Below are 20,765 nucleotides of genomic sequence, written 5' to 3'. Positions count from 1 at the left end.
CCGTCAAGCGCCTTGGCCCCGAGTCTCATGTGAGTAACACGCCTCCGATCGCCGAATCGCGTACCCGACCAACCACGATGTCTTGGAACGACGGGTGTCACCGAGTCTGGCGGGTCGGCCGAACGACCTTCCGGGCGAAGGCACGGGACGCTGCCATCGGGGCAGCCCACCACGACCGAACCCGGCTACGAGCCGAGCTGGCTTGTTGAGTCCGCCGACGACGCGGTACGTCGAGTCATCGATGCCCGCGGGAAGACCGTCGCAGAACCCCTCGACACTCCCGTTGGCCGAGCCGCCGTCGTCCCCGATCCTTTCGACGCGTTCTCCTGCCCGTCGATCTCTCGAAAGGTCGCTGTACGTCCGACAGCTCCGGTCACGCCAGCGGTGCGCTCCCGAGGCCCGACCCACCGCGGTATCGACCACCTCCCTTGGGCCCGACCGACCCGAGCAGATCGGCACTTCTCGGGACACTGCATCGTCCGACATCGCCGGATCGTGGGCTCGAGTGACCGACGCTGACGCTTCCCGAGCCACCTGTCCCGAGGATGGCACGGTCACGGTTCGACGGTCGTCGAATCGACCGGCACACTGGAGCGATGGACGAGCAGAGCGACTTCAGCTGGCGCCGCGTCACCGGGCTCTTCAAGCCGCACCGAACCAGGGTGGCCGGCGTCGTCCTGCTGGTGGTCGCGACCGCCGTGATCGGCATCGTCAACCCGCTGCTGATCCAGCGCACCTTCGACGACGGTCTCTTCCCGGCGGACGCTGACGGACCCGACGTCTCGCTGGTGGTCTGGCTGTGCGTGATCATGTTCGTCGTCACGATCGGGTCCGCCGCGCTCGGCGTGATGCAGACGATCGTCACCAACCGGCTCGGCCAGGACGTGCTCCGCGACCTGCGCGACCGCCTCTACACCCACCTCCAGGGCCTCTCGTTGTCGTTCTACGCGTCGTCGCGCACCGGCGACCTGCAGAGCCGCATCACCAGCGATGTCGGCGGCGTGCAGACCGCGGTCACGTCCACGCTCTCGTCGATCCTGGCGAACATCGTGACGTTCGGCAGCGCCGTGGTCGCGATGCTCGTGCTCTCGCCGATGCTGACCCTGCTCGCGCTGGCCACGGTGCCGTTCTTCGTCATCGCCACCCGCCGTGTCGGCCGCCTGCGCGAGGCCTTCACGGCCGAGACCCAGGCCGCGACCGCCCAGATGAGCGTCGTCACCCAGGAGACGCTGTCGGTGTCGGGCATCACGCTCGCCAAGCTGTTCGGTCGCCAGGACCGCGAGATCGCACGGTTCAGCGATGCCAACCAGCGGCTGGCCGCCGTCGCCACCAAGCAGCAGGTGATCGGGCAGTCGTTCTTCACCGTCGTCCAGGCGTTCCTCGGTGCGACGCCGGTCGTCGTCTACCTGGTGGCGGCCTTCCTGCTCGACGGCGGCAACACGTCGCTGTCCGCCGGTACGATCGTCGCGTTCACCACGCTGCAGTCGCGGCTGTTCTTCCCGGTTGCACGACTGCTCGAGACCACCGTCGAGCTCCAGTCGTCACGAGCCCTGTTCCGCCGGATCTTCGCCTACCTCGACGCCGAGTCCGACGTGGTCGAGGCGGACGACCCGACGCAGATCGAGCCGCAGGCGGTGCGCGGCGAGATCGCCTTCGAGCAGGTGCACTTCCACTACGACCAACACGACGACGCGACGCCGGCGGCCCTCGACGAGGTCACGTTCACCGCCCGCCCTGGGCAGCTCGTCGCGCTCGTCGGCCCGTCAGGGTCGGGCAAGTCGACGGTGCTGTCACTGCTCGCCCGCCTCTACGACCCGACCGAGGGTTCGGTGCGCCTCGACGGTGTCGACCTCCGCGAGCTGGGGTTCGCGTCACTGGCGTCGTCGGTCGGCTTCGTCACGCAGGAGAGCTACCTGTTCGCCGACACGCTGCGCGCCAACATCACGTACGGCCGGGAGGACGCCACCGACGCCGAGGTCGAGAAGGCGGCCCGCGCGGCGGCCATCCACGACCGGATCATGGAGTTCCCCGACGGCTACGAGACGGTGGTCGGCGAGCGCGGGTTCCGGCTGTCGGGCGGTGAGCGGCAGCGGATCGCGATCGCCCGCGTGCTCCTCCACGACCCGAAGGTGCTGGTGCTCGACGAGGCGACGTCGGCGCTCGACACCGCGTCCGAGCGCCGCATCCAGGCCGCCCTCGACGAGCTGGTCAGCGGCCGCACCACCCTGGCCGTGGCGCACCGCCTCTCGACCATCCAGGCCGCCGACGTGATCCACGTCGTCGACCACGGCCGGATCGTCGAGTCGGGCACCCACGGCGACCTGCTCGAGGCGGCCGGCGCGTACGCAGCGCTCTACCACGAGCAGTTCGGCGACGGCGAGATCGAGACCACGTGCGAGGACGGCACGGTGTTCGCCGACGGCCGGTGCGAGTACTTCGCCAGCCTCACCGACGCCGAGCGCGAGCGGGTGCTCGCGACCCGCGGCAACGCGTGATGTTCGTGCGCACTATCTGCGCAAGAACATCACGCGTTGCGAGCGGGGACGACGCCCACCCGCAGCGGCGCCGGCGCCGATGCTGGGACGCCGAAACGGCGACATCGCGGGCGTCCGCCGGGATAACCCGATCATCACCGTGTGATCCGGAATCGCGTCGACCTGCGGTCGGGTTCCTGGGCGAGCGGGCGATGCACCCCGAAAGGACCCCCACATGCGCACCCCCTTCGCACCCCTCGATCGTCTCCGCCCGGCGGCGCCGTTGATGCTCCGGTTGGCGCTCGGCGTCATCTTCTTCTGGCACGGCGTCGACAAGTTCGACACCGGCATCTCCAACGTCGAGGGCGCCTTCGACGGATGGGGCGTGCCCGTGCCCGGCCTCGCCGCCCCGCTCACGGCGGTGACCGAGATCATCGCGGGCGCGATGCTGATCATCGGCCTTGCGACGCGACTCGCCGCCTCGGCGCTCGCAGCCGTGATGGTCGGATCGCTCCTATTCGTCAAACTCGAAGACGGCCTGCTGGGCGCAGCCGAGCTCGATCTCGCGCTGCTCGCCGGCCTGTTGGCGCTGGTCGTCACCGGTCCCGGCTGGCTCTCGGTCGACGAGCAGGTCGGGCTCGAACCGGCACCCGCCCGCCCCTGACGCGCCGACGAGGAGGAGGAACCGAGTGCCCGGACCGCGGGCCCGGCCGCTCCGTCCCCAGTGAGACGGGTGAGACAATCAGCGTTCATCTGTTAACATCGGCTCGATGATCGTCATCGCCGGTGCAGCCACGGTGGACCCCGTGGCGATCGCGGGCGCCGTCACGGGTACGCCCGAATTCGTCCGCTACGAGGCCGCGTCGGCCGGGCCCTTGTTCGGCTGAGGCACGCCGATGACCGCCTTCGTCTACGGCGCCACCGGATACGTCGGGAAGCTGCTCGTGCACGCCGCCGTGCGGCAGGGCATCGACGTCGTCGCCGGGGCCCGTTCGCAGGCCGTGCTCGCGCTCGCCGACGACTACCGGATCCCGTCGCGCGTCGGCGGCGTCGCCGACATCGACCTCGCCGGCGTATCCGTCGTGCTCAACGCGGCCGGGCCGTTCTCGGCGACGGCGGCAGCGCTTGCGGCGCGCTGCGTCGAGCACGGGGTGCACTACCTGGACATCGCCGGCGAGATCGCCGAGTACGAGGCCGTGCTACGGCTCGACGACCGTGCGCGGGCGGCCGGCGTGATGCTGATGCCGGGCGTCGGGTTCGGGGTCGTGCCGACCGACTGCCTCGCGCGTCACCTGGCCGACCGCCTGCCGGGCGCCACGACGCTCGACATCGCCTTCCTCACCGACGGCGGCGTCTCGGCCGGGACCCTCCGGTCGATGACGGCCGGCTTCGGCGACCGCGGCGCCGTCGACGACCCCGAGCTCGATCGCCGGCTCGTGTGCTTCCCCGGAGGCGACCGCCGATGCATCCGCAATCCGTGGCGGGGCGACCTGCTGACGGCGCCCCGCTCGACCGGGATCGAGCGCGTCACGACGTGGATCGCGGTGCCTCGCCTCGTCGAGCGTGCGATGGCGAGCGCTCATCGACGAGGCGACCCGGCCGACCCGCCGCTCCTCACGCGACTGCTGCGCCAGGCGGCCGGCATGCTCCCCGCCGGCCCGTCCGAGCGAGCCCGCTCGAAGGGCTCGGCGGAGATCTGGGCGGTGGCCGACGACGGTGCCGGCGGTCGCGCCGAGGCCACGCTGACGACGCCCGACGCGTACGTCCACACCGTGGATGCGGCGCTGGCGATCGTCGAACGGCTCGGCACCACGTCGCCGACGCCCGGCTTCCGCACGCCTGCGCAGGAGTTCGGCGCCGACTTCGTGCTCGGCCTCGACGACGTCGTCCGGCACGACCGATGAACGCCGATCGGCCCGAGCGCCTCGATCACCGGCGAGACGAGCTGATCGACGCGGCGTTCCGGGCGTTCATGACGACCGGCTACGTGAAGACGTCGATGAGCGACATCGCCGCCGAGGCCGGTGTCTCGCGCCCGACGCTCTACCGCAGCTTCGCGAACAAGTCCGACCTGTTCCTCGCCGCAGCAGAACGGCTCCACGAGCAGACCTCGGCCGCCTGTGCGGAGGCGGCCGCACGGCCGGGCGACGTGGACGAGCGGCTCGCCGCCGCCGCGATCGCGCAGCTCTCGGCCCACGTCGAGATCGTGCTGTCGTCGCCACACGGCACCGCGCTGCTCGACGTGAACCGGAGGATCGGCGGAGAGCTCGCCGCGGCTGCCGAGCGACGGTTCGAGGCACTCGTTCGATCGTTGCTCACGGCCGCTGCGGTCGACGGCGAGATCGACGCCCGCTTCGGCGGCGCGACGGCCGCTCAGGCGACCCGTCTCGTCGTCGCCGTCGTCGACGGCTGGAAGCTCTCGCTCACCCAGGCCGCCCCACCGAGGACGTGGCGAGCCGACGTCGAGGTGGCGATGCGCATCGTCGTCCGCGGCCTGGCCCAGCCGCCCGACGCGTGATCGCGCCAGACCCGGAGACCCTCGTCGGGGCCTCCGGGCCGGCTCCAGGTGGTCAGCGGAGTGGGGTCCACCACCTGGTGATCAGCGTGTCGTGGGTCGTGGTCAGCTGAGGTCGGCCGCCAGCTCGATCAGGTCGGCGAGCTCGTCGACGTCTCGGTCGTTCAGCTCGTCGGCCAGGCGATCGGCCTCCTCGACGAGGTCGTCGATGTCGATGCGGTCGGCGTAGGGGTTGTCGCGGAGCACCTCGGCGAACACGGTCACCACGGTCGCCAGCTGGAAGTCCTCGGGGGTGTCCCGCCAGTCCTCCTCGATGTCCCGGAGGTCGATGTCCTCGTCGATCTCGATCACGTCGCCGTCGTCGGGATCCTCCCAGCGGAGGAACACCTCGCCGACGTCGTCACGGTCATCGAGATCGACACCCCGCTCGAGCTCGACCTCGTAGATCGCCGTCACCTGGTGGCCGGCGCCGAGCTCGCCGGCGTCGACGTCGTCGTCACGGAAGTCCCGGTCGAGCACACCGCGGTTCTCGAAGCCGATCAGGCGGTACGCCTCGACGATCTCCGGGTCGAACTCGACCTGGATCTTGGCGTCCTTGGCGATCGTCAGCAGGGTCGACGTCAACTCGTCCTCGAAGAGCCGCTCGGCCTCGTCCTCGGTGTCGACGTAGGCGTAGAAGCCGTCGCCCTGGTCGGCGAGCTGCTCCATCGTGACGTCGTTGAAGTTGCCCATGCCGAACCCGACGGTCACGAGGTTGATGCCCCGGTCCGCGTCGTCGCGGATCATGCGGGCGAGCTCGTCCGGATCGGTGACGCCCACGTTGGCGACGCCGTCCGAAGCCAGGATGACTCGGTTGATGCCGTTGCGCTGGAAGGCGTCGTCGGCCAGCGCGTAGCCCTCGCGGAGGCCGGCTTCGAGGTTGGTCGAACCACCGGGGCGCAGCCGGTCGATCGCATCGAGGATCTCGTCGCGATCGCCGACCGAGGTCGGTTCGAGCACGACGCCCGAGCTGTCGTCGTACGTGACGATGGCGACCGTGTCGTCGTCGTCGAGCTCGTCGACGAGGATCGTCAGCGACTCCTTGACCAGCCCGAGCCGGTCGTCGCGGTCCATCGAACCGGACGTGTCGATCACGAACGTCAGCGCGGCGGGACCGCGGTCTCGATCGTCGACGATCTCACCCTGGACGCCGATGCGGACCAGGTAGTTGTCGTCGTCGAACGGCGACGGGCCGCCGTCGACCGACAGCTCGAGACCGTTGCGGGGCGTGTCGTAGTCGTAGTCGAAGGCGTTGATGTACTCCTCGGGGCGCACCGACTCACGCGGTGGCAGCGTGCCCTCGTCGAGCCAGCGCCGCATCACCGTGTACGAGCCGGTGTCGACGTCGAGCGCGAACGTCGAGAGCGGGTCGTCGTCGGCGTCGATGAAGTCGCGGTACCCGTAGTCCTCGAACGTGTTGTCCTCGAGCCGGGCATCGTCGGCGTCGCGTGGTTCGGGTTCGGCACCGAACAGGCCACCTTCTGCGTCGCCGTCGGTGCGACTGGCCGTCACGGTTCCGCTCGCCGGCGTGTCGACGGCCGAGTCGGCGGCGACGTCACCGCTCTCGTCGGCCTCCGTCATGGCGTCGCCTTCGTCGGCCGCCATGTCGGCCTCACCGACGTCGCCGACATCCGCGCTGTCGTCGAAGTCGGCCTCGGCGTCGTCCGCGCCACCGGAGTTCTCGTCGCGCGACGAGTCCGCGACCGAGTTGCTCGTGCCACCGTCGTCGAAGATGCCTCCCTCATCCTCGGTGGCTGCGTCGCCGCTGGTGGCTGCGTCGTCGTCGTCCCCGCTGCACGCGGCGAGGACCAGTGTGATGGCCGCGAGGACGGCCGCTGTCGTGTTCACGTTGCTGCGCTTCATGGCCGTCTGACGCTCGGTGCGCCGGCCGGAGTTCCCGCGCCGCGTGACGAAACGATGACGGTTCCCGGCCACGCCCCCTCGGCCTCGGCCTGCTACACCAACCGGGTGGCGATCGTGCTGGCGCTCCTCTCGGCGACCATCTACGGCGTCTCCGACTACCTCGGCGGCAGAACCAGCCGCCGGTTCTCGCCGATCGCCGTCACCTGCGTGGCCGAGGTGGCGCTCGCCCCGATCATCGCCGTGATCGTGCTCGCGGTCGAGGACGGGTCACCGTCGGCCCGGGCGTTCTGGTGGGGCGTCGTCGCCGGGCTCGCCGGCAGCCTGGGCGTCATCGGCCTCTACGCCGCGCTCTCGCGGGGCAACATGACGGTCGTCGCTCCGGTCACCGGGATCGTCGCCGCCGGGTTCCCCGTCGTCGTCGGTCTGTCGCTCGGCGAACGTCCCGAGCTGCTCGGCCTGCTCGGGATCGTGCTCGCCGTCGGTGCCGTTGCGCTCATCGGCGGCGCGGTGGGGGCCACGTATCACGACGTGGCGGTCGGCACGATCGCGCTCGCGGTGCTCGTGGGTGCGTCGTTCGGACTGCTGTTCATCGGCTACGACCAGGCGGGCGACGACGCGGGGTTGTGGCCCCTGCTCACCGCGCGGGCGGGTGGGGCGCCGCTGCTGCTCGCGGCCTACGTCGTCGGGCGGCGACGCGGGCAGGTCGAGCGGCTGTCGTTCGCCGTCGTGAGGCCGAGCGTGGCGATCGGGGCGTTGATCGGTCTCGCCAACGCGCTCTTCCTGCTGTCGACGCGCGAGGGCCTGCTGTCCATCGTCGCCGTGCTCGTCTCGCTCTACCCCGCGAGCACGATCGTGCTCGCCATGGTGTTCGATCGCGAGCGGGCCGCCCGGCCTCAGCTCGCGGGGATGAGCCTGGCCGTCGTGGCCGTCGCCCTGATCACTCTCGGGAGCTGACGGCGGTCCTGAGCGCATCGGCCACCGCGGTGGCGCCCGCCTCGCCGATCAGCACGCTGTAGTGGTTCGTGCCGGGCACGGTGTGCCATGCGTGCTGCGGATACCGATCGACGACATCGTCGGGAATGAACGGCGGCGGAGCGGCCATCAGCCCGGTCTCGGCTCTGATGATCGTCGTCGGCTCGGCGAGCCGATCGATGGCGGTGCGCACCTCGTCGTCGACGAGCAGCTCTTCCCCGTCGAATCGCACCGCGTCCTCGCTGACGCAGCTCCGGAACCCGCCCTCGCACGGCACGAGGTCGGACAGCACGTAGCGCTCGACATCGGGCGTCAGCTCGCCGGCGAAGGCGGGATGCTCGCTCCACATCGTGCGGTAGGCCACCCGGTCGGGCCAGACGGTGCGGAGCCGCTCGATGGCGGGGCCGACGATCGCATCGAGTGCCTGCTGCGGGCTCAGACCCTCGGGCATCGCCAGCGCGTGGCCGCCGTCGACGAGCACCAGCCCGCTGACCTCGGCGGGGTGTCGCTCGGCGCACATGAGTGCGACGTAGGTGCCCATCGAGTGCCCGGCGACGACCGCCGGCGCGGCACCGAGGCGGTCGATGACGGCCGCGACGTCGTCGGCGTGCTGACGCATGCCGAACGGCCCCGGCGTCGCGCTGCTGCCGCCGCGCCCGCGCAGGTCGATCGCGACCAGCCCGATCTCGCCGTCCAGCGCCGCCGCGACCCCGGCCCAGCTCCACGCGTTGGCCGTGATGCCGTGGACCCCCAGCGCAACGGGAGCCCCGGGCGCGCCGCGCCATCGGACGGCGCCGAGCTCGACGCCGCCGACCTCGATCTGGAGCGGCTCGCCGGTCATCGCGCCGGCTCGGTGCGTGGACGCAGCTGGGGGAGTGGTGCGGCGTGTGGCGTCGGCGCCGTCATGGTGTCGGCTCGGCGGACGGGTCGGTGGACGGGTCGGCGGCGACGACCGCTTCGGACTCACGCGCGGCGGCGGCGAAGATGCCCTTGCTCATCAGCGAGAGCTCGCTCGATCGGCGTCGGCGGTAGATCTCGGCGCGAGGTCGGTGCACATCGGGGTCGTCCGGTGCCGCCCAGGCCGCGAAGTCGGCGAGGTGGCAGGCGAGCCGGAGGTTGCCGTTGTCGGCCTCGACCCGGGCGCGCTCGATCAGGCGGTCGGTCCCGCCGGCCAGCTCCGCGATCGCCGTGCCGACGTCGCCGTCGGGCGCCGGCTTGAGGCGGCTCGCCGCGCCGTCCCACCAGCCGCCGAACTGGCGCCAGACGTTGCGAACGACGAACTCGGGCTCGTCGTAGAACGGCCGGAGGTACGGCCGCGCCAGGACGTCGTCGGGTACTCGGACGGTGTGCACGATCTCGTCGAGCCGGGCGCCCTCGTTCATCATCTGCAGCACCTGCTCGACGAGCGTGTCGAGCGTGCCGGCCACGGTCTCGAGCACCTCGACGATCCGGCTCGTTCCGGCGATCGGGAGGCCATGCGCAGGGACGATGAGCTCGGGCTCGTGGGCGGCCATGTCGCGCATGGCCGCCGCCCACTCGATCGGGAAGCGCTGCACCTTCTGCGGGTTGCCGGCATTCGGGAAGTTCCAGATCAGGAAGTCGCCCGCCATGATCGTGCGGCGGCCCGGCAACCACGCCCACAGATGGTCGTCGGTCTCGCCGCGGGCGTGGTGCAGCTCGATCTCCTCGTCGCCGACCGTGAACCGGTGCTCGTCCCCCACGGCGACGGTCGGTCGCAGGGTGCCCTCGGGGACGAAGTGCCGCCACTGCGCGTTCCGCTCGTCCATGTTCTCGAGGCCCAGCCCGAGGTCCTGTCGGATGCCGCCGAACTGACGGGCGTTGATCTGGATGTTCCAGTCGTTGGTCTGCTCGTACCGGTCGAAGCGTGCGTCGACGTTCTCGTGGCCGAGCACCACCGGCTCACCCCACCGCGCGGCGAACGATCGGCTGCCGCCGACGTGGTCGACGTGGCCGTGGGTGTAGACGAGATGGGTCACCGGCTCGGTGGCCCAGGCGGCGATGGCGTCGGTCACCGCGACGCCGGTGTTCGAGTGCGATGCGTCGAAGGCGACCAGACCGTCGCCGGTGCGGAGGACGACGGAGTGCGAGAAGCTCTCGACGATCGCGAGATCGTCGCCGAGCTCGCTGAGCTCGTTGGTGATGCGGTTGACCGGTTCGTCGGCCACACCGCTGTCGATGATCCGCGCCGACAGTTCCAGCAGGTCCGCCACGTGGCGACGCTACCTCTCAGCGCGGTTCACGGGGAAGGCCGAGGACCCGCTCACCGAGAATGTTGCGCATGATGTCGGACGTGCCGCCCATGATCGTGTAGCCGGGCGCGTAGAGCAGGCCCTGCGTCACGTCGCTCCACAAGGTCGCCTCGGCGCCGAACGTGCGGGCGACGAACTCGGCGACCCGCCACTCGTGCTCGGTACAGAAGCACTTGGTGGCGGCGGAGAAGCCACGCGGCGCCTGCCCGAGCACCTCGCGGGTGACGAGCACCCGACCGAGGCGATAGCCGGTCTCGAGCCGTGCGATCTCCTGCCGCACCCTGGCGTCGGTCGTGTCGGCCCGTTCGAGTGCCATCGAGTAGAGCGCATGGTTCGAGACGAGGCGGTCGATGCCGCCGCGCTCGTGCTCGAGCTGGCGCATGGTCTGCTTGAAGGCGTTCCCCTCGAGGCCGACGAGGTGGTCGGCCGGCACCCGGACGTCGGTGAAGAACACCTCGCAGAAGTGCCGGTTGGTGGTGATGTCGGTGATGGGTCGCACCTCGATGCCCGGCGTGTCCATCGGCACGATGATCTCGCTGATGCCCTGATGCGGCGGGCCCTCGGTGCTCGTCCGGCAGATCAGGTAGCAGTAGTCCGCGACCTCGCCGAAGCTGGTCCAGATCTTCTGGCCGTTGATGACGAACTCGTCGCCGTCGCGGGCCGCCTGCGTGGTGAGGCCGGCGAGGTCGCTGCCGGCGTTCGGCTCGGACATGCCGATGCACCACGTCGTCTCGCCGGAGAGGATGCCGGGCAGGAACGCCTCCTGCTGATCGGGCCGACCGTACGAGATGAGGGCCGGGCCCATCTGGCGATCGGCGAACCACATCGCCGCGATGGGCGCGCCGGCGGCGATCAGCTCCTCGCCGATGATCAGCCGGTCGATCGGAGGGCGACCACCGCCGCCGAACTCGGCCGGCCACGTGAGCCCGATCCACCCGAGCCCGCCCATCTCGACGGCGAACTCCTTCGAGAAGCCGTTGATCCAGGCGTCGTTGTGCCGTCCGAAGCGAGCGACCGCCTTCCCGGCGACCTCCCGGGCCTGGTCGCGGAGTTCGAGCTGCTCGGGCGTCCAGGTGAAGTCCATCACGAACGATCGTACGCCTGCGAGGGTCGGGACGGCGAGGCGACCCGATCCCACTCATCGTGGTCGCAGTTTCCCGGATCGTGGTCTGTGGGTGGTCGATGCAAGGTGGTCTTGACGAAGAATGGCGGATTTCTCTGCAATTCCTCATGACACCGGGTGCCGGGCTTCTTACGCTGTGTGTCATGTTCTGGCGGGAACCTCTGCGAGTGGCGGGCCGTGTGTGGGTCTCGGCCGTCGTCGCGCTCACGGCGGTGGGCACGGCGTCGTCGACGGCGTGGGCGGACGACGACGGTTCGGGCGGCGACCCCGCTGTCGCCGTCGCCGACGACGACACCCGCGACGACGACACCAGCGACGACGACACCAGCGACGATGCTCGGGCCGATGACGATGCGTCGAGCGACGACGACACGAGCGACGATGCTCGGACCGATGACGATGCGTCGGGCGACGACGACTCGAGCGACGATGCTCGGGCCGATGACGATGCGTCGAGCGACGACGACTCGAGCGGTGACCGCGAGCCGTCGACCGCATCGGACAGCCGCGAGGCCGTCCTCGCCGGTGACGAGGTCGCCGTCGCCGAGATCGACGGCGTGCTGGTGGCGGTGGGTGCACCGCCCGTCCCGCCCGCCAAGGTCATCGTCGCCGTCGGTCAGCCGCCCGTTCCGCCCGCCGAGATCATCGTCGCCGTCGGTCAGCCGCCCGTTCCGCCCGCCGGGGTCATCGTCGCCGTGGGCAAGCCGCCCGTTCCACCCGCCGGGGTCATCGTCGCCGTGGGCAAGCCGCCGGTACCGCCGGCGGTGACGGCGCCCTCACGCGAGGGCGACGACGCCGCGCCGCGCATGCCGGAGTTCGCCAGCGCGGTGCTGACCGAGGGGCAGCTGCCGGCCGTCGCGCTGGTGAGTGACGCCCTCAGCCGCCTCGGCCGCAGCCTCTGAACCGAACCGGGCGAGCGACGACGACCGTCGACGAAGCGGGCGGCTGTCCCGCCACCCGCGTCTGACCCGGTCAGCGCGGGCAGCGCTCAGCGAGATTCGATCGGGACGAACTCGCGGGCGCCCACGCCGTCGTACCACTGACGCGGTCGCGAGATGCGCTGGTCGCCGTCGGCCAGCAGCTCCTGCCAGTGCGCCAGCCAGCCGGCGGTCCGGGGGATCGCGAACAGCACGGTGAACATGTCGACCGGGAAGCCGAGCGCCTGGTAGATGAGGCCCGAGTAGAAGTCGACGTTCGGGTACAGCTTGCGGTCGATGAAGTAGGCGTCGTTGAGGGCGACCTCTTCGAGCGCCAGCGCGATGTCGAGAAGCGGGTTCTTGCCCGTCACCTCGAACACGTCGTAGGCCGTCTTCTTGATGATCGTTGCCCGCGGGTCGTAGTTCTTGTAGACACGGTGGCCGAAGCCCATCAGGCGCCCGTCGCCGACCTTGACGGACTCGATGAACGCCGGGACGTTCTCGATCGACCCGATGTCGGCGAGCATGCGCACGACCGCCTCGTTCGCGCCGCCGTGCAGCGGGCCGTACAGGGCACATGCCGCCGCTGCGGCCGACGAGTACGGGTCGGCGTGGCTGGAGCCGACGACGCGCATCGCCGTCGTGCCGCAGTTCTGCTCGTGGTCGGCGTGGAGGATGAACAGGACGTCCATCGCCCGCTCGAGCGCCGGGTCGACCTCGTACTCGCCGATCTTCCACATCATGTGCAGGAAGTTCGCGGGGTACGAGAGATCGTTGTCGGGGTAGTTGAACGGGAGGCCGACCGAGAAGCGATAGGCCATCGCCGCCAGTGTCGGCGTCTTGGCGATCAGGCGTAGGATCTGCCGCTGGCGGCTGTCGGCGTCGAAGATCTCCTTCGCGCCGTCGTAGAACGTGCCGAGGGCGGCGACCGACGACACGAACATGCCCATCGGGTGCGCGTCGTAGTGGAAGCCGTCGACGAAGCGCTTGCGCATGTTCTCGTGGATGAACGTGTGATGTGTGACGTCGAAGCGCCACTGCTCCATCTGGGCGGTGGTCGGCAGCTCGCCGTTGAGCAGCAGGTAGGCCACCTCGAGGTAGCTGGAGTGCTCGGCCAGCTGCTCGATCGGGTAGCCGCGGTAGCGGAGGATGCCGGCCTCACCATCGAGGTACGTGATGGCCGACTTGCACGACGCGGTCTGCATGTAGGCCGGGTCGTAGATGAACAGGCTCGGGTCGAGCTCGCGGACTGCCGCGGCGGGGAACACGCCGCCCTCGATCGGGACGGTGACCGTCTTGCCGGTGCGATCGTCGGTGATGGTGATGGTGTCGGGCACGGTGCTTCCTTCGTGTCACGGCTGGTCGGGTGGGGCTGTTGTCCCCGGGTGGCAACCTACCGCTCCGTGCTCCGGCGCCCCCAACGGGCGGCGCGGCCTCGGTGCCACGCCGGCGCCGGGCGTTCAGAGCGGGGTGTTGCCGTGCTTGCGGCGGGGGAGCCGCTCACGCTTGTCGGCGAGCATGTCGAGCGCGGCGGCGACCTCGCGGCGGGTGTCGGCCGGGTCGATGACCGCGTCGACGTAGCCGCGTTCGGCGGCGACGTAGGGGTTGAGCAGGCGCTCGCTGTAGTCGTGCTCGAACTCGGCGCGCTCGTCGACGCTGGCGTTGCGCCGCAGGATCGCCGCGGCCTGTCCGGCGCCCATGACGGCGAGCTCGGCCCACGGCCACGCCAGACACACGTCGTTGCCCATCGTCTTGGAGTCCATCACGATGAACGCGCCGCCGTAGCTCTTGCGGAGGATGACGCAGATCCGCGGCACGGTCGCTCGGCCGTAAGCGAACACCAGCTGCGCGCCGTGGCGGATCATGCCGCGCCATTCGAGGTCCTTGCCGGGGTAGAAGCCCGGCGTGTCGACGAGCGTGACGATCGGCAGGTTGAACGCGTCGCACAAGGCGACGAACCGCGCCGCCTTCTGCGACGCCGGGATGTCGAGCGTGCCGGCGAGGCTCATCGGCTGGTTGGCGACGATGCCGACGGGCTGCCCGCCGATCGTGGCGAACGCCGTGACGGCGTTCGCGGCCCAGCGGGCACGGATCTCGAGGAACGAGCCGTCGTCGACGATGGCTTCGGCGACCTGGGTCACGTCGTAGCTTCCCGTCGACGACTCGGGGATCAGCTCGCCGGCCTCGGGGCACGGCCGGTCGACCGGGTCGCCGTTCGGCCACTGCGGCGGGTCGCCGTCGACATGGTCGGGCAAGTAGGCGAGCAGCTCGTCGACGAGGTCGGCGCCCGCCGCCCGGTCGGCGACGACGGCAACCGGCAGACCCGCGTGCTGCGCCAGGCTGGCCGGGCTACCGAGCTCGTCCTTGGTCACGTCGATGCCCGTGAACTGGCGCACCATCACGGGACCGTTGACGAAGGCGTAGCCGCTGTCGGTCATGATCGTGAAGTCGATCAGCCCGAGCAGCAGGGCGGGTCCCGACACGGCGGGACCGTCGACGATCGCGAACGTCGGCACGGTGCCCGAGCACCGCGTGAGCGCCCTGGCCACCCGACCCCAACCGTTGAGCGGCGCGATGCCCTCGCCGATGTCGGCGCCGGCCGAGTTGATGACGAACACGAGCGGGATGCGTTCGTCGAGCGCCGTGCGAGCCGCGATCTCCATCGTGTACGTCATCGACTCGGTGAGTGGCGCAGCCGGATCGACCGCGTCGAACTCGCACCACGACACGCGCCGGTCGCCGAGCAGGCGGACTCGGGCGGTGATCGGTCCGGGAACACCTCTGGCGACGTCGAGGCCGTCCGGGTCGCGCTGTTCGGTGGCGTCGAGCGTCATCGCAGCGGACACTAGTGCCGCATCCGGCCGACGTTGCCCAGTTCGCCGGCCCGACGCGCCGCTGGCATCGTCCCGGCTTCCTCGAGAGTGCTCACGGCAAGGCCGCCGGCACTTCCTTCGTCGCCGCGCCTCGCCAGCGGCCCGCTGGACCCGGCGCACGCCAGTGCAAACGCTGGCCGGACACGGCGCCAGTGCGGTCGACGGGTCGCATCGTCGGGCCGCCGCCGAGCCCGGTGGAACCGCCGCGTTCGACCGCGTCAGGAGGTGCTGCGGTGCACCGGGAACGCGTCGTCGCCGAGGTGGACGCCCGGCTGCGAGGGTGCGTGCTGCTCGACCATCGATGCGAGGATCGACGCGACCGCGCTGGTCGCCGCACTCGGCGCCGGGCGGCGACGGCGTGCCCAGGCGACGACGCGCCGCGGGAGCTCGGGGACGAGGATGCGGCGGAAGTCGCCGTCGATCTGGCTCGGGGCGGCGGTCGCCGGCACGATCGCGCCGCCGTACCCGTCGAACGCCAGGGACGCGAGGAGCCGCACGCCGTCGATCTCCGCTTGCGCCCGCAAGGTGACGTCGACGCTCGCCGCCGCGCGGTCGAGCACCCGCCGGAGCGCAGCCCCCTTGGGCGGCAGGAGCAAGGGGACGTCCTCGAGCTCGGTCAGCGGCATCGTCTCGCGGGTCGCGAGTGGGTGGTCGCTGTGCACGAGCAGGAGGAGATCCTCGGCGAACAGCGGCTCGACGACGAGCTCGGGGTCGTCGATCGGGAGGTGGATGATCGCTGCGTTGAGCTGGCCGGAGATCAGGCCGGGCACGATGGTGGTGGTGCTGCCCTCGCTGACGATCGGGTGCACCCGCGGGTGCTGCTCGGCGACGGCGCCGAGCAGGGCCGGCATCAGCCAGCGCGCCGTTGTGCCGATCACGCCGATGCGGGCGTCACCCGACACGTCGTCGTCGAGCGAGGCGATGTCCGCCGCGATGTCGTCGATCTCGTTGAGCACCCGCCGTGCTCGTTCGACCACACGCACGCCTTCGTCGGTGAGCCCGCCGTTGGCACGGTCCACCAGTCCGACCCCGAGCTCGCGCTCGAGCTTGGCCACGTGGCCGCTGACGTTCGACTGGACGGTGTAGAGCGCCCTCGCGGCGGCCGAGAACGTGCCGTGGTCGGCGACCGCCACGATCGCTGCCAACTGGCGAACGTCCATTCAGACAGGCTATCGCGATTTCCGATACGTGGTATCGTTGGGTTCTACTTGCCAGATGCACAGGCGCACGTGCATACTTTCACAAACAGAACGACGCGTGAACACCCCCCATGTTCCGCTTCGAGGGGATCCCACCCATCGGCCCCCCACCGACGGGATTCCCAGGTTGAGACGCCCCGATCCCCCATCGGGGCGTTTCCCGTTTTCCGGCGTCGTGTCGGTCGGTCGGTGACGGCCGGGTGGGGCGACTGCCGGGCGCCGGATGACGACCCCCGTCTCCCGGCCTAGGCTGCGTCGAATGGCGAGCGAGCCGATCATCGACGACGAGGTCGACGACGTCGACGCAGGCGACGACCCAGACGACGACGCGGACATCGAGTGGGACGGGGGCGCGGCGTTCTTCGATCTCGACCGGACCTTGCTGAAGGGGGCGAGCGGTGAGGTCTTCTCCGAGGCGATGCGCACGGCCGGCCTCGTCACCCGCACGATCCCGGGCGAGAAGTTCCTCTACAACCTCTTCAACACGGTGGGCGAGACGCTCCCGTCGATGGCGCTCGCACGGCAGGCGGTGACCTTCGCGAAGGGTCACTCACGCGCCGCTGCGCAGGCCGCGGCCGAGGGCGTCGCCGATCGGCTCGTCGACATGGTGCAGCCGCTCGCCGAGTCGGTGTTCGAGATGCACCGCGAGGCCGGCCGGCCGGTCGTCCTCGCCACCACCACGCCCTACGACCTCGTCAAGCCGTTCGCCGATCGGCTCGGTCTCGACGACGTCATCGCCACCCGGTACTCGGTCGACGACGACGGCGACACCTACGACGGCACCCTCGCCGGCCCGTTCGTGTGGTCGGCCGGCAAGCTCGAAGCGGCGCGAGCCTGGGCCGACGAGCACGGCATCGACATGGGCGCGAGCTACGCCTACTCCGACAGCGTGTACGACACGCCGTTGCTCTCGGCAGTAGGCAACCCCGTGGTGGTGAACCCCGACCCACGGATGATCTTCATGGCGGCCGCCCGCCGCTGGCCGACGCTGAGCCTGGAGGACGCGCCGCGCCGAAGCCGCGTCGGCAGTGGCATCGAGGGCGTCGGCCTCGAGTTGCAGAAGATCGCCCTGACGTTCACCCGGCCGTCGATGGTGCCGTTCGCCGACATCGACATGCACGGCGTCGAGCACATCCCGCGCGAAGGGGGCGTCATCCTGGTCGCGAACCACCGGTCGTACTTCGACGCCTCCGTCGTGTCGATGGTGGTCGCCAAGACCGGTCGGTCGGTCCGGTTCCTCGGCAAGAAGGAGGTCTTCGACGCACCCGTCGTGGGCACGCTCGCCGCGGCGATGGGTGGTATCCGCGTCGACCGCGGCACGGGATCCGACGAACCGCTCCAGGCCGCGGCCGATGCCCTGGCGAACGGCGAGATGGTGGCCATGATGCCGCAGGGCACCATCCCGCGCGGCCCCGCCTTCTTCGAACCGAAGCTCAAGGGCCGCTGGGGCGCGGCCCGCCTCGCTCAGATGTCGGGTGCCACCGTGATCCCGATCGGGCTGTGGGGGACCGAGAAGGTCTGGCCACGCTCGGCCCGCCTCCCGAACGTGCTCAACATCGCGGATGCGCCGACGGTCCTCGCCAACGTGGGCGAGCCGGTCAAGCTGAAGGGCAAGAGCCTCGACGCCGACACCAAGCGGATCATGAAGGCGATCGTGGCGCTGCTGCCGCCCGAGGCGCACGAACGCCACGACCCGACCCCCGACGAGCTGGCATCCACCTACCCGCCAGGCTATTCCGGCGACCCCGACGGCGAACACGAGCGCCGCCCCGGCACCGACTGAGTCGCTGCAGCTCGTCGGACATCGATGTCACGGATTCCGGCGCGGCAGAGCTCTTCCCGGGTGTGACGTACGAGGAGTTCGTCGAGCGAACGTCGGCACGGTTGAGAGCGGCGCTGGTCGCCGCGTACGGCCCCGACGTGGGTGCCGATGCTGCTGCCGAGGCGCTCGCCTACGGCTTCGAGCACTGGGACCGGCTGTCGGCGATGGAGAACCCGGCCGGGTACCTCTACCGCGTCGGCCAGACAGAGGCCCGGAGGCACTTCCGGCCGACTGCCTACCTGCCGGCGGCACCGCTGCCAGGTCTTCCGGAGTTCGAGCCGAAGCTGGCGCCGGCGCTCGAGGCGCTCACCGAGCCACAGCGGGTGGGCGTCGTGCTCGTGCACGCCCTCGGCTGGCGGCAGGTGGAGGTCGCCGAGCTCCTCGACGTCGATGTGTCCACGCTGCGCACGCACATCGCCCGGGCGATGACCAAGCTGCGCACCGCCCTGGAGGTGACGATCGATGCCGGATGAGCTCGAACGGAACGAGGAGCTGGAACAGCAGCTCGCCGCGTTCGGCGAAACGCTCGCCGAACGAACCGGCGAGCCGATCACCGCGACAGCCGGCCGTCGGACCGTTGCGGCGCCCCGATCACGTCGTCGCTGGGCGATCCTGGGCGCTGCGGCCTGCCTGATCGTCGCCGTGTCCGGCATCGCCACGGTCGTGCGCGATCGACAGACCACCGTTGCACCGTCCGCGAGCATCCCCGCGGATGACGGCGCGTCCTCGATCGAGGACCTGTGGGCGAACGCCGTGCCGGCGCCGGACACCCCGCTCGATGCGCTCCAGCTGGACGGCGCGACCTGGACGTTGGTGGAGCGACGTGCCTTCTCGTACGCGGTCACCGACGTGATGGGTTGTCGAGAGCAGAAGGAATCCGACGCACTGATCGGCCATCAGGTCGTGCGCGAGCGGTATCAGAGCGCCGGCGATTCGTGGATCGGTGTCAGGCAGGTCCAGTATGCGGACAGCGCATCGGCTCGCGATCGTCTCGGGCCGCTGACCGATCTCTCGGACTGCGACGAGTTGCCGCTCGACACGTACGAGCAGTTGACGCTCGACGCCGGTGCCGGCGTGGACGTATCGGGCTATCGATGGAACGCGTCGACGGTCCTGGCGTTCCACGCCCCGAACGGCCACGCCGTCGTGGTCGATGTTGCCAACGGAGGCCGCGACGACTCCCTCGTCGCCGAGCTGGTCGACCGCGTCGGCGGCCTGCTGCGCGGAGAGCTGACGCCCCGGTCCGCCGACGAGACGCCGAACCGGCTCGACGACCTCGTCGAGCTGGTCGGTGACGATCCACTCGACGTGACGGCGAGCGGTTGGGAGGTGTTCCTGCAGGGAGTCGGCCCGTTCGACCAATCCGGTTGGCCGGTCTGCAGACCAGGGGAGGCCGACGTCGCCGTGGCGAACGCGCCGACGCTCGACGCCGTCTACGGCCAGCCCGAACCCGATGCGTTCGGTATCTCGGTCCAGTTCGTGCTGGAGCCCGATCCGGACCGCCGCGCTGCGCTCGGGCGAGCGCTCATCGAGCCGAGCGAGTGCCCGCCGTCGTCGTTGATCGGTCAGGACATCGACCCGGACATCGTCGATCGCGCGGCGGACGGCGTGTGGGGCCGCGTCGGCTCGGAGATCGCAACGTACGTCGTCGCGCCGCCGGGCCCGGAAGCCGCGCCGCTGATCGCCCTCATCCGCGGGTCGGCGACATCGCCGCGCACCGAGGAGCTCGTCGGGCGGGCGGTAGCGGTCCTGGGCGGCGACGCGGACGACGATGGCGACGTCGATGTTCCTCCCTCGACGTCGAGCCCGCCGTTCGATGTCAGGGCAACGCCGGCCGACCCGCTCGGACTCGAACGGGATGGGTGGCGACTCGTCGAGCGGACGAACGAAGCGTTCGATGCGGGCGCGACGGAGTTCCCGTGTCCGGCGGTCGGCGAACAGCTGGCGGCATTCGACGGGTCGGCGCTGGTACACGACATCCTGACGCCGCCGGACTCGCAGGGACTGGACCTCGACGTGGAGATCATCGATGTCGGCACGCCAGAACAAGGGAGCTTGCTCGCTGCTGCGGTCGGCGCGGTCGGAGAGTGCATGGCGAGCTCCCAGGGTGCGCCGGTCGAGTTCGGTGAACTCGTCGATGCAGGCGCTTCGTGGTTCCGCGCCGGCCCGGACTTCGCGCTCGTCACGATCGTCGGCGACGCCGACACCACGATCGTTCTCGAGATCGAGGGTGACGAGGTCGGCGACGCGCTGATCGACGACCTGGTCGCCCGTGCCGATCAGTTCCTCCGTCATCCCTTCGCCTCGGCCGAGCCGCCGGGAGCGCTACCGGTGACGACGACCACGGTGCTGCAACCCACCGCATCCGGCTCGGTGGTCGTCCAACCGGGTGCGGCCGTCGGCGAGCGGCAACGCGAGCCCGAGCCCGGCGAGGTCCAGCTCTGGGTGAGCAACCAGAGCTTCGCCGACGACCCGGTGCGGATCACGATCGAGATCGACGGTGCGCTCGCCGTCGACGACGCGTTCGCCGTCGAGGGACAACACAACTGGATCAGCTGGTTCGTGAGCGTGTGCTCGCCGGGTCCGAGCCCGCCCACGAACCAGCTGATCCAGTTGTGTTGTCCCTCGACGGCGAACGCGTCGTCGACGGCGAGCGCACCGTCGATCTCGATCGTGATCCGCACCGGGTCGTCGGCGA

At 70.5% G+C, this 20,765-nt stretch carries 16 protein-coding genes; 9 read left to right on the top strand and 7 right to left on the bottom strand.

Annotation, left to right across the window (positions count from 1 at the left end; genetic code table 11):
* Positions 1-596 precede the first annotated feature (596 nt).
* The 4 genes from QNJ12_RS14875 (at position 597) to QNJ12_RS14860 (ending at position 4,992) form a co-directional block, all read left to right on the top strand.
* A complete protein-coding gene (locus QNJ12_RS14875; RefSeq protein WP_300623675.1) occupies positions 597-2,495 on the top strand; it encodes an ABC transporter ATP-binding protein in 1,899 nt (632 codons plus the stop codon).
* 214 nt (positions 2,496-2,709) lie between these two features.
* Positions 2,710-3,138, top strand: coding sequence for a DoxX family protein (locus QNJ12_RS14870; protein WP_300623673.1), 429 nt, complete (start codon positions 2,710-2,712; stop codon positions 3,136-3,138).
* 232 nt (positions 3,139-3,370) lie between these two features.
* Positions 3,371-4,378, top strand: a complete 1,008-nt coding sequence (locus QNJ12_RS14865) for a trans-acting enoyl reductase family protein (protein ID WP_300623671.1) — start codon at positions 3,371-3,373, stop codon at positions 4,376-4,378.
* Positions 4,375-4,992 (top strand): TetR/AcrR family transcriptional regulator, encoded by a 618-nt coding sequence (locus tag QNJ12_RS14860; RefSeq protein WP_300623669.1) that lies wholly within the window; start codon positions 4,375-4,377, stop codon positions 4,990-4,992. The genes QNJ12_RS14865 and QNJ12_RS14860 overlap by 4 nt, the downstream gene beginning before the upstream one ends.
* 102 nt (positions 4,993-5,094) lie before the next feature.
* Here QNJ12_RS14860 and QNJ12_RS14855 read toward each other — a convergent pair whose 3' ends face one another.
* Positions 5,095-6,891, bottom strand: coding sequence for a VWA domain-containing protein (locus QNJ12_RS14855; RefSeq protein ID WP_300623667.1), 1,797 nt, complete (start codon positions 6,889-6,891; stop codon positions 5,095-5,097).
* A gap of 54 nt (positions 6,892-6,945) precedes the next feature.
* Between QNJ12_RS14855 and QNJ12_RS14850 the strand changes: the two genes are divergently transcribed.
* Positions 6,946-7,845 (top strand): DMT family transporter, encoded by a 900-nt coding sequence (locus tag QNJ12_RS14850; protein ID WP_300623665.1) that lies wholly within the window; start codon positions 6,946-6,948, stop codon positions 7,843-7,845.
* Here the strand turns inward: QNJ12_RS14850 and QNJ12_RS14845 are convergent.
* The 3 genes from QNJ12_RS14845 to QNJ12_RS14835 all read right to left on the bottom strand — a co-directional run bounded on the left by QNJ12_RS14845 (position 7,829) and on the right by QNJ12_RS14835 (position 11,217).
* On the bottom strand, positions 7,829-8,704 hold the full coding sequence (locus tag QNJ12_RS14845) for an alpha/beta fold hydrolase (protein ID WP_300623663.1): 876 nt from the start codon (positions 8,702-8,704) through the stop codon (positions 7,829-7,831). The genes QNJ12_RS14850 and QNJ12_RS14845 overlap by 17 nt on opposite strands.
* Positions 8,705-8,765: 61 nt before the next feature.
* Positions 8,766-10,094, bottom strand: coding sequence for an alkyl sulfatase dimerization domain-containing protein (locus QNJ12_RS14840; protein ID WP_300623661.1), 1,329 nt, complete (start codon positions 10,092-10,094; stop codon positions 8,766-8,768).
* Positions 10,095-10,110: 16 nt separating this feature from the next.
* A complete protein-coding gene (locus tag QNJ12_RS14835; RefSeq protein WP_300623659.1) occupies positions 10,111-11,217 on the bottom strand; it encodes an acyl-CoA dehydrogenase family protein in 1,107 nt (368 codons plus the stop codon).
* A 182-nt stretch (positions 11,218-11,399) separates the two neighbouring features.
* Here QNJ12_RS14835 and QNJ12_RS14830 point away from each other — a divergent pair, with 182 nt between their 5' ends.
* A complete protein-coding gene (locus QNJ12_RS14830; protein WP_300623658.1) occupies positions 11,400-12,158 on the top strand; it encodes a hypothetical protein in 759 nt (252 codons plus the stop codon).
* Positions 12,159-12,244: 86 nt separating this feature from the next.
* Here QNJ12_RS14830 and QNJ12_RS14825 read toward each other — a convergent pair whose 3' ends face one another.
* The 3 genes from QNJ12_RS14825 to QNJ12_RS14815 all read right to left on the bottom strand — a co-directional run bounded on the left by QNJ12_RS14825 (position 12,245) and on the right by QNJ12_RS14815 (position 16,206).
* Positions 12,245-13,510, bottom strand: coding sequence for a citrate synthase (locus QNJ12_RS14825; RefSeq protein WP_300623656.1), 1,266 nt, complete (start codon positions 13,508-13,510; stop codon positions 12,245-12,247).
* Positions 13,511-13,633: 123 nt separating this feature from the next.
* Positions 13,634-15,007: an acyl-CoA carboxylase subunit beta gene (locus tag QNJ12_RS14820; protein WP_300623654.1), complete on the bottom strand. Its 1,374-nt coding sequence runs from the start codon at positions 15,005-15,007 to the stop codon at positions 13,634-13,636.
* A 257-nt stretch (positions 15,008-15,264) separates the two neighbouring features.
* Positions 15,265-16,206, bottom strand: coding sequence for a LysR family transcriptional regulator (locus QNJ12_RS14815; protein ID WP_300623652.1), 942 nt, complete (start codon positions 16,204-16,206; stop codon positions 15,265-15,267).
* A 298-nt stretch (positions 16,207-16,504) separates the two neighbouring features.
* On the opposite strand from QNJ12_RS14815, the gene QNJ12_RS14810 reads away from it, so the two are divergent.
* The 3 genes from QNJ12_RS14810 to QNJ12_RS14800 form a co-directional block, all read left to right on the top strand.
* The gene (locus tag QNJ12_RS14810) at positions 16,505-18,028 is read left to right on the top strand and encodes an HAD-IB family hydrolase (protein ID WP_300623649.1); all 1,524 of its coding nucleotides are present in this window, start codon (positions 16,505-16,507) and stop codon (positions 18,026-18,028) included.
* Positions 18,029-18,090: 62 nt separating this feature from the next.
* Positions 18,091-18,540, top strand: a complete 450-nt coding sequence (locus QNJ12_RS14805) for a sigma-70 family RNA polymerase sigma factor (protein ID WP_300623647.1) — start codon at positions 18,091-18,093, stop codon at positions 18,538-18,540.
* On the top strand, positions 18,530-20,765 hold a 2,236-nt coding region (locus tag QNJ12_RS14800), incomplete at its 3' end, for a hypothetical protein (RefSeq protein WP_300623645.1). The genes QNJ12_RS14805 and QNJ12_RS14800, both read left to right, overlap by 11 nt.

Source organism: Ilumatobacter sp., from assembly GCF_030065885.1.
Lineage (GTDB): Bacteria > Actinomycetota > Acidimicrobiia > Acidimicrobiales > Ilumatobacteraceae > Ilumatobacter.
The sequence above is the reverse complement of the archived record's forward strand: the minus strand, read 5'-3'. Positions and strand labels throughout refer to the sequence as shown.

Excerpts from the sequence above, each read along its gene's own strand:
- QNJ12_RS14875 (WP_300623675.1), top strand. The coding sequence starts at position 597 with ATGGACGAGCAGAGCGACTTCAGCTGGCGCCGCGTCACCGGGCTCTTC.
- QNJ12_RS14870 (WP_300623673.1), top strand. The coding sequence starts at position 2,710 with ATGCGCACCCCCTTCGCACCCCTCGATCGTCTCCGCCCGGCGGCGCCG.
- QNJ12_RS14865 (WP_300623671.1), top strand. The coding sequence starts at position 3,371 with ATGACCGCCTTCGTCTACGGCGCCACCGGATACGTCGGGAAGCTGCTC.
- QNJ12_RS14860 (WP_300623669.1), top strand. The coding sequence starts at position 4,375 with ATGAACGCCGATCGGCCCGAGCGCCTCGATCACCGGCGAGACGAGCTG.
- QNJ12_RS14855 (WP_300623667.1), bottom strand. The coding sequence starts at position 6,891 with ATGAAGCGCAGCAACGTGAACACGACAGCGGCCGTCCTCGCGGCCATC.
- QNJ12_RS14850 (WP_300623665.1), top strand. The coding sequence starts at position 6,946 with ATGACGGTTCCCGGCCACGCCCCCTCGGCCTCGGCCTGCTACACCAAC.
- QNJ12_RS14845 (WP_300623663.1), bottom strand. The coding sequence starts at position 8,704 with ATGACCGGCGAGCCGCTCCAGATCGAGGTCGGCGGCGTCGAGCTCGGC.
- QNJ12_RS14835 (WP_300623659.1), bottom strand. The coding sequence starts at position 11,217 with ATGGACTTCACCTGGACGCCCGAGCAGCTCGAACTCCGCGACCAGGCC.
- QNJ12_RS14830 (WP_300623658.1), top strand. The coding sequence starts at position 11,400 with ATGTTCTGGCGGGAACCTCTGCGAGTGGCGGGCCGTGTGTGGGTCTCG.
- QNJ12_RS14820 (WP_300623654.1), bottom strand. The coding sequence starts at position 15,007 with ATGACGCTCGACGCCACCGAACAGCGCGACCCGGACGGCCTCGACGTC.
- QNJ12_RS14815 (WP_300623652.1), bottom strand. The coding sequence starts at position 16,206 with ATGGACGTTCGCCAGTTGGCAGCGATCGTGGCGGTCGCCGACCACGGC.
- QNJ12_RS14810 (WP_300623649.1), top strand. The coding sequence starts at position 16,505 with ATGGCGAGCGAGCCGATCATCGACGACGAGGTCGACGACGTCGACGCA.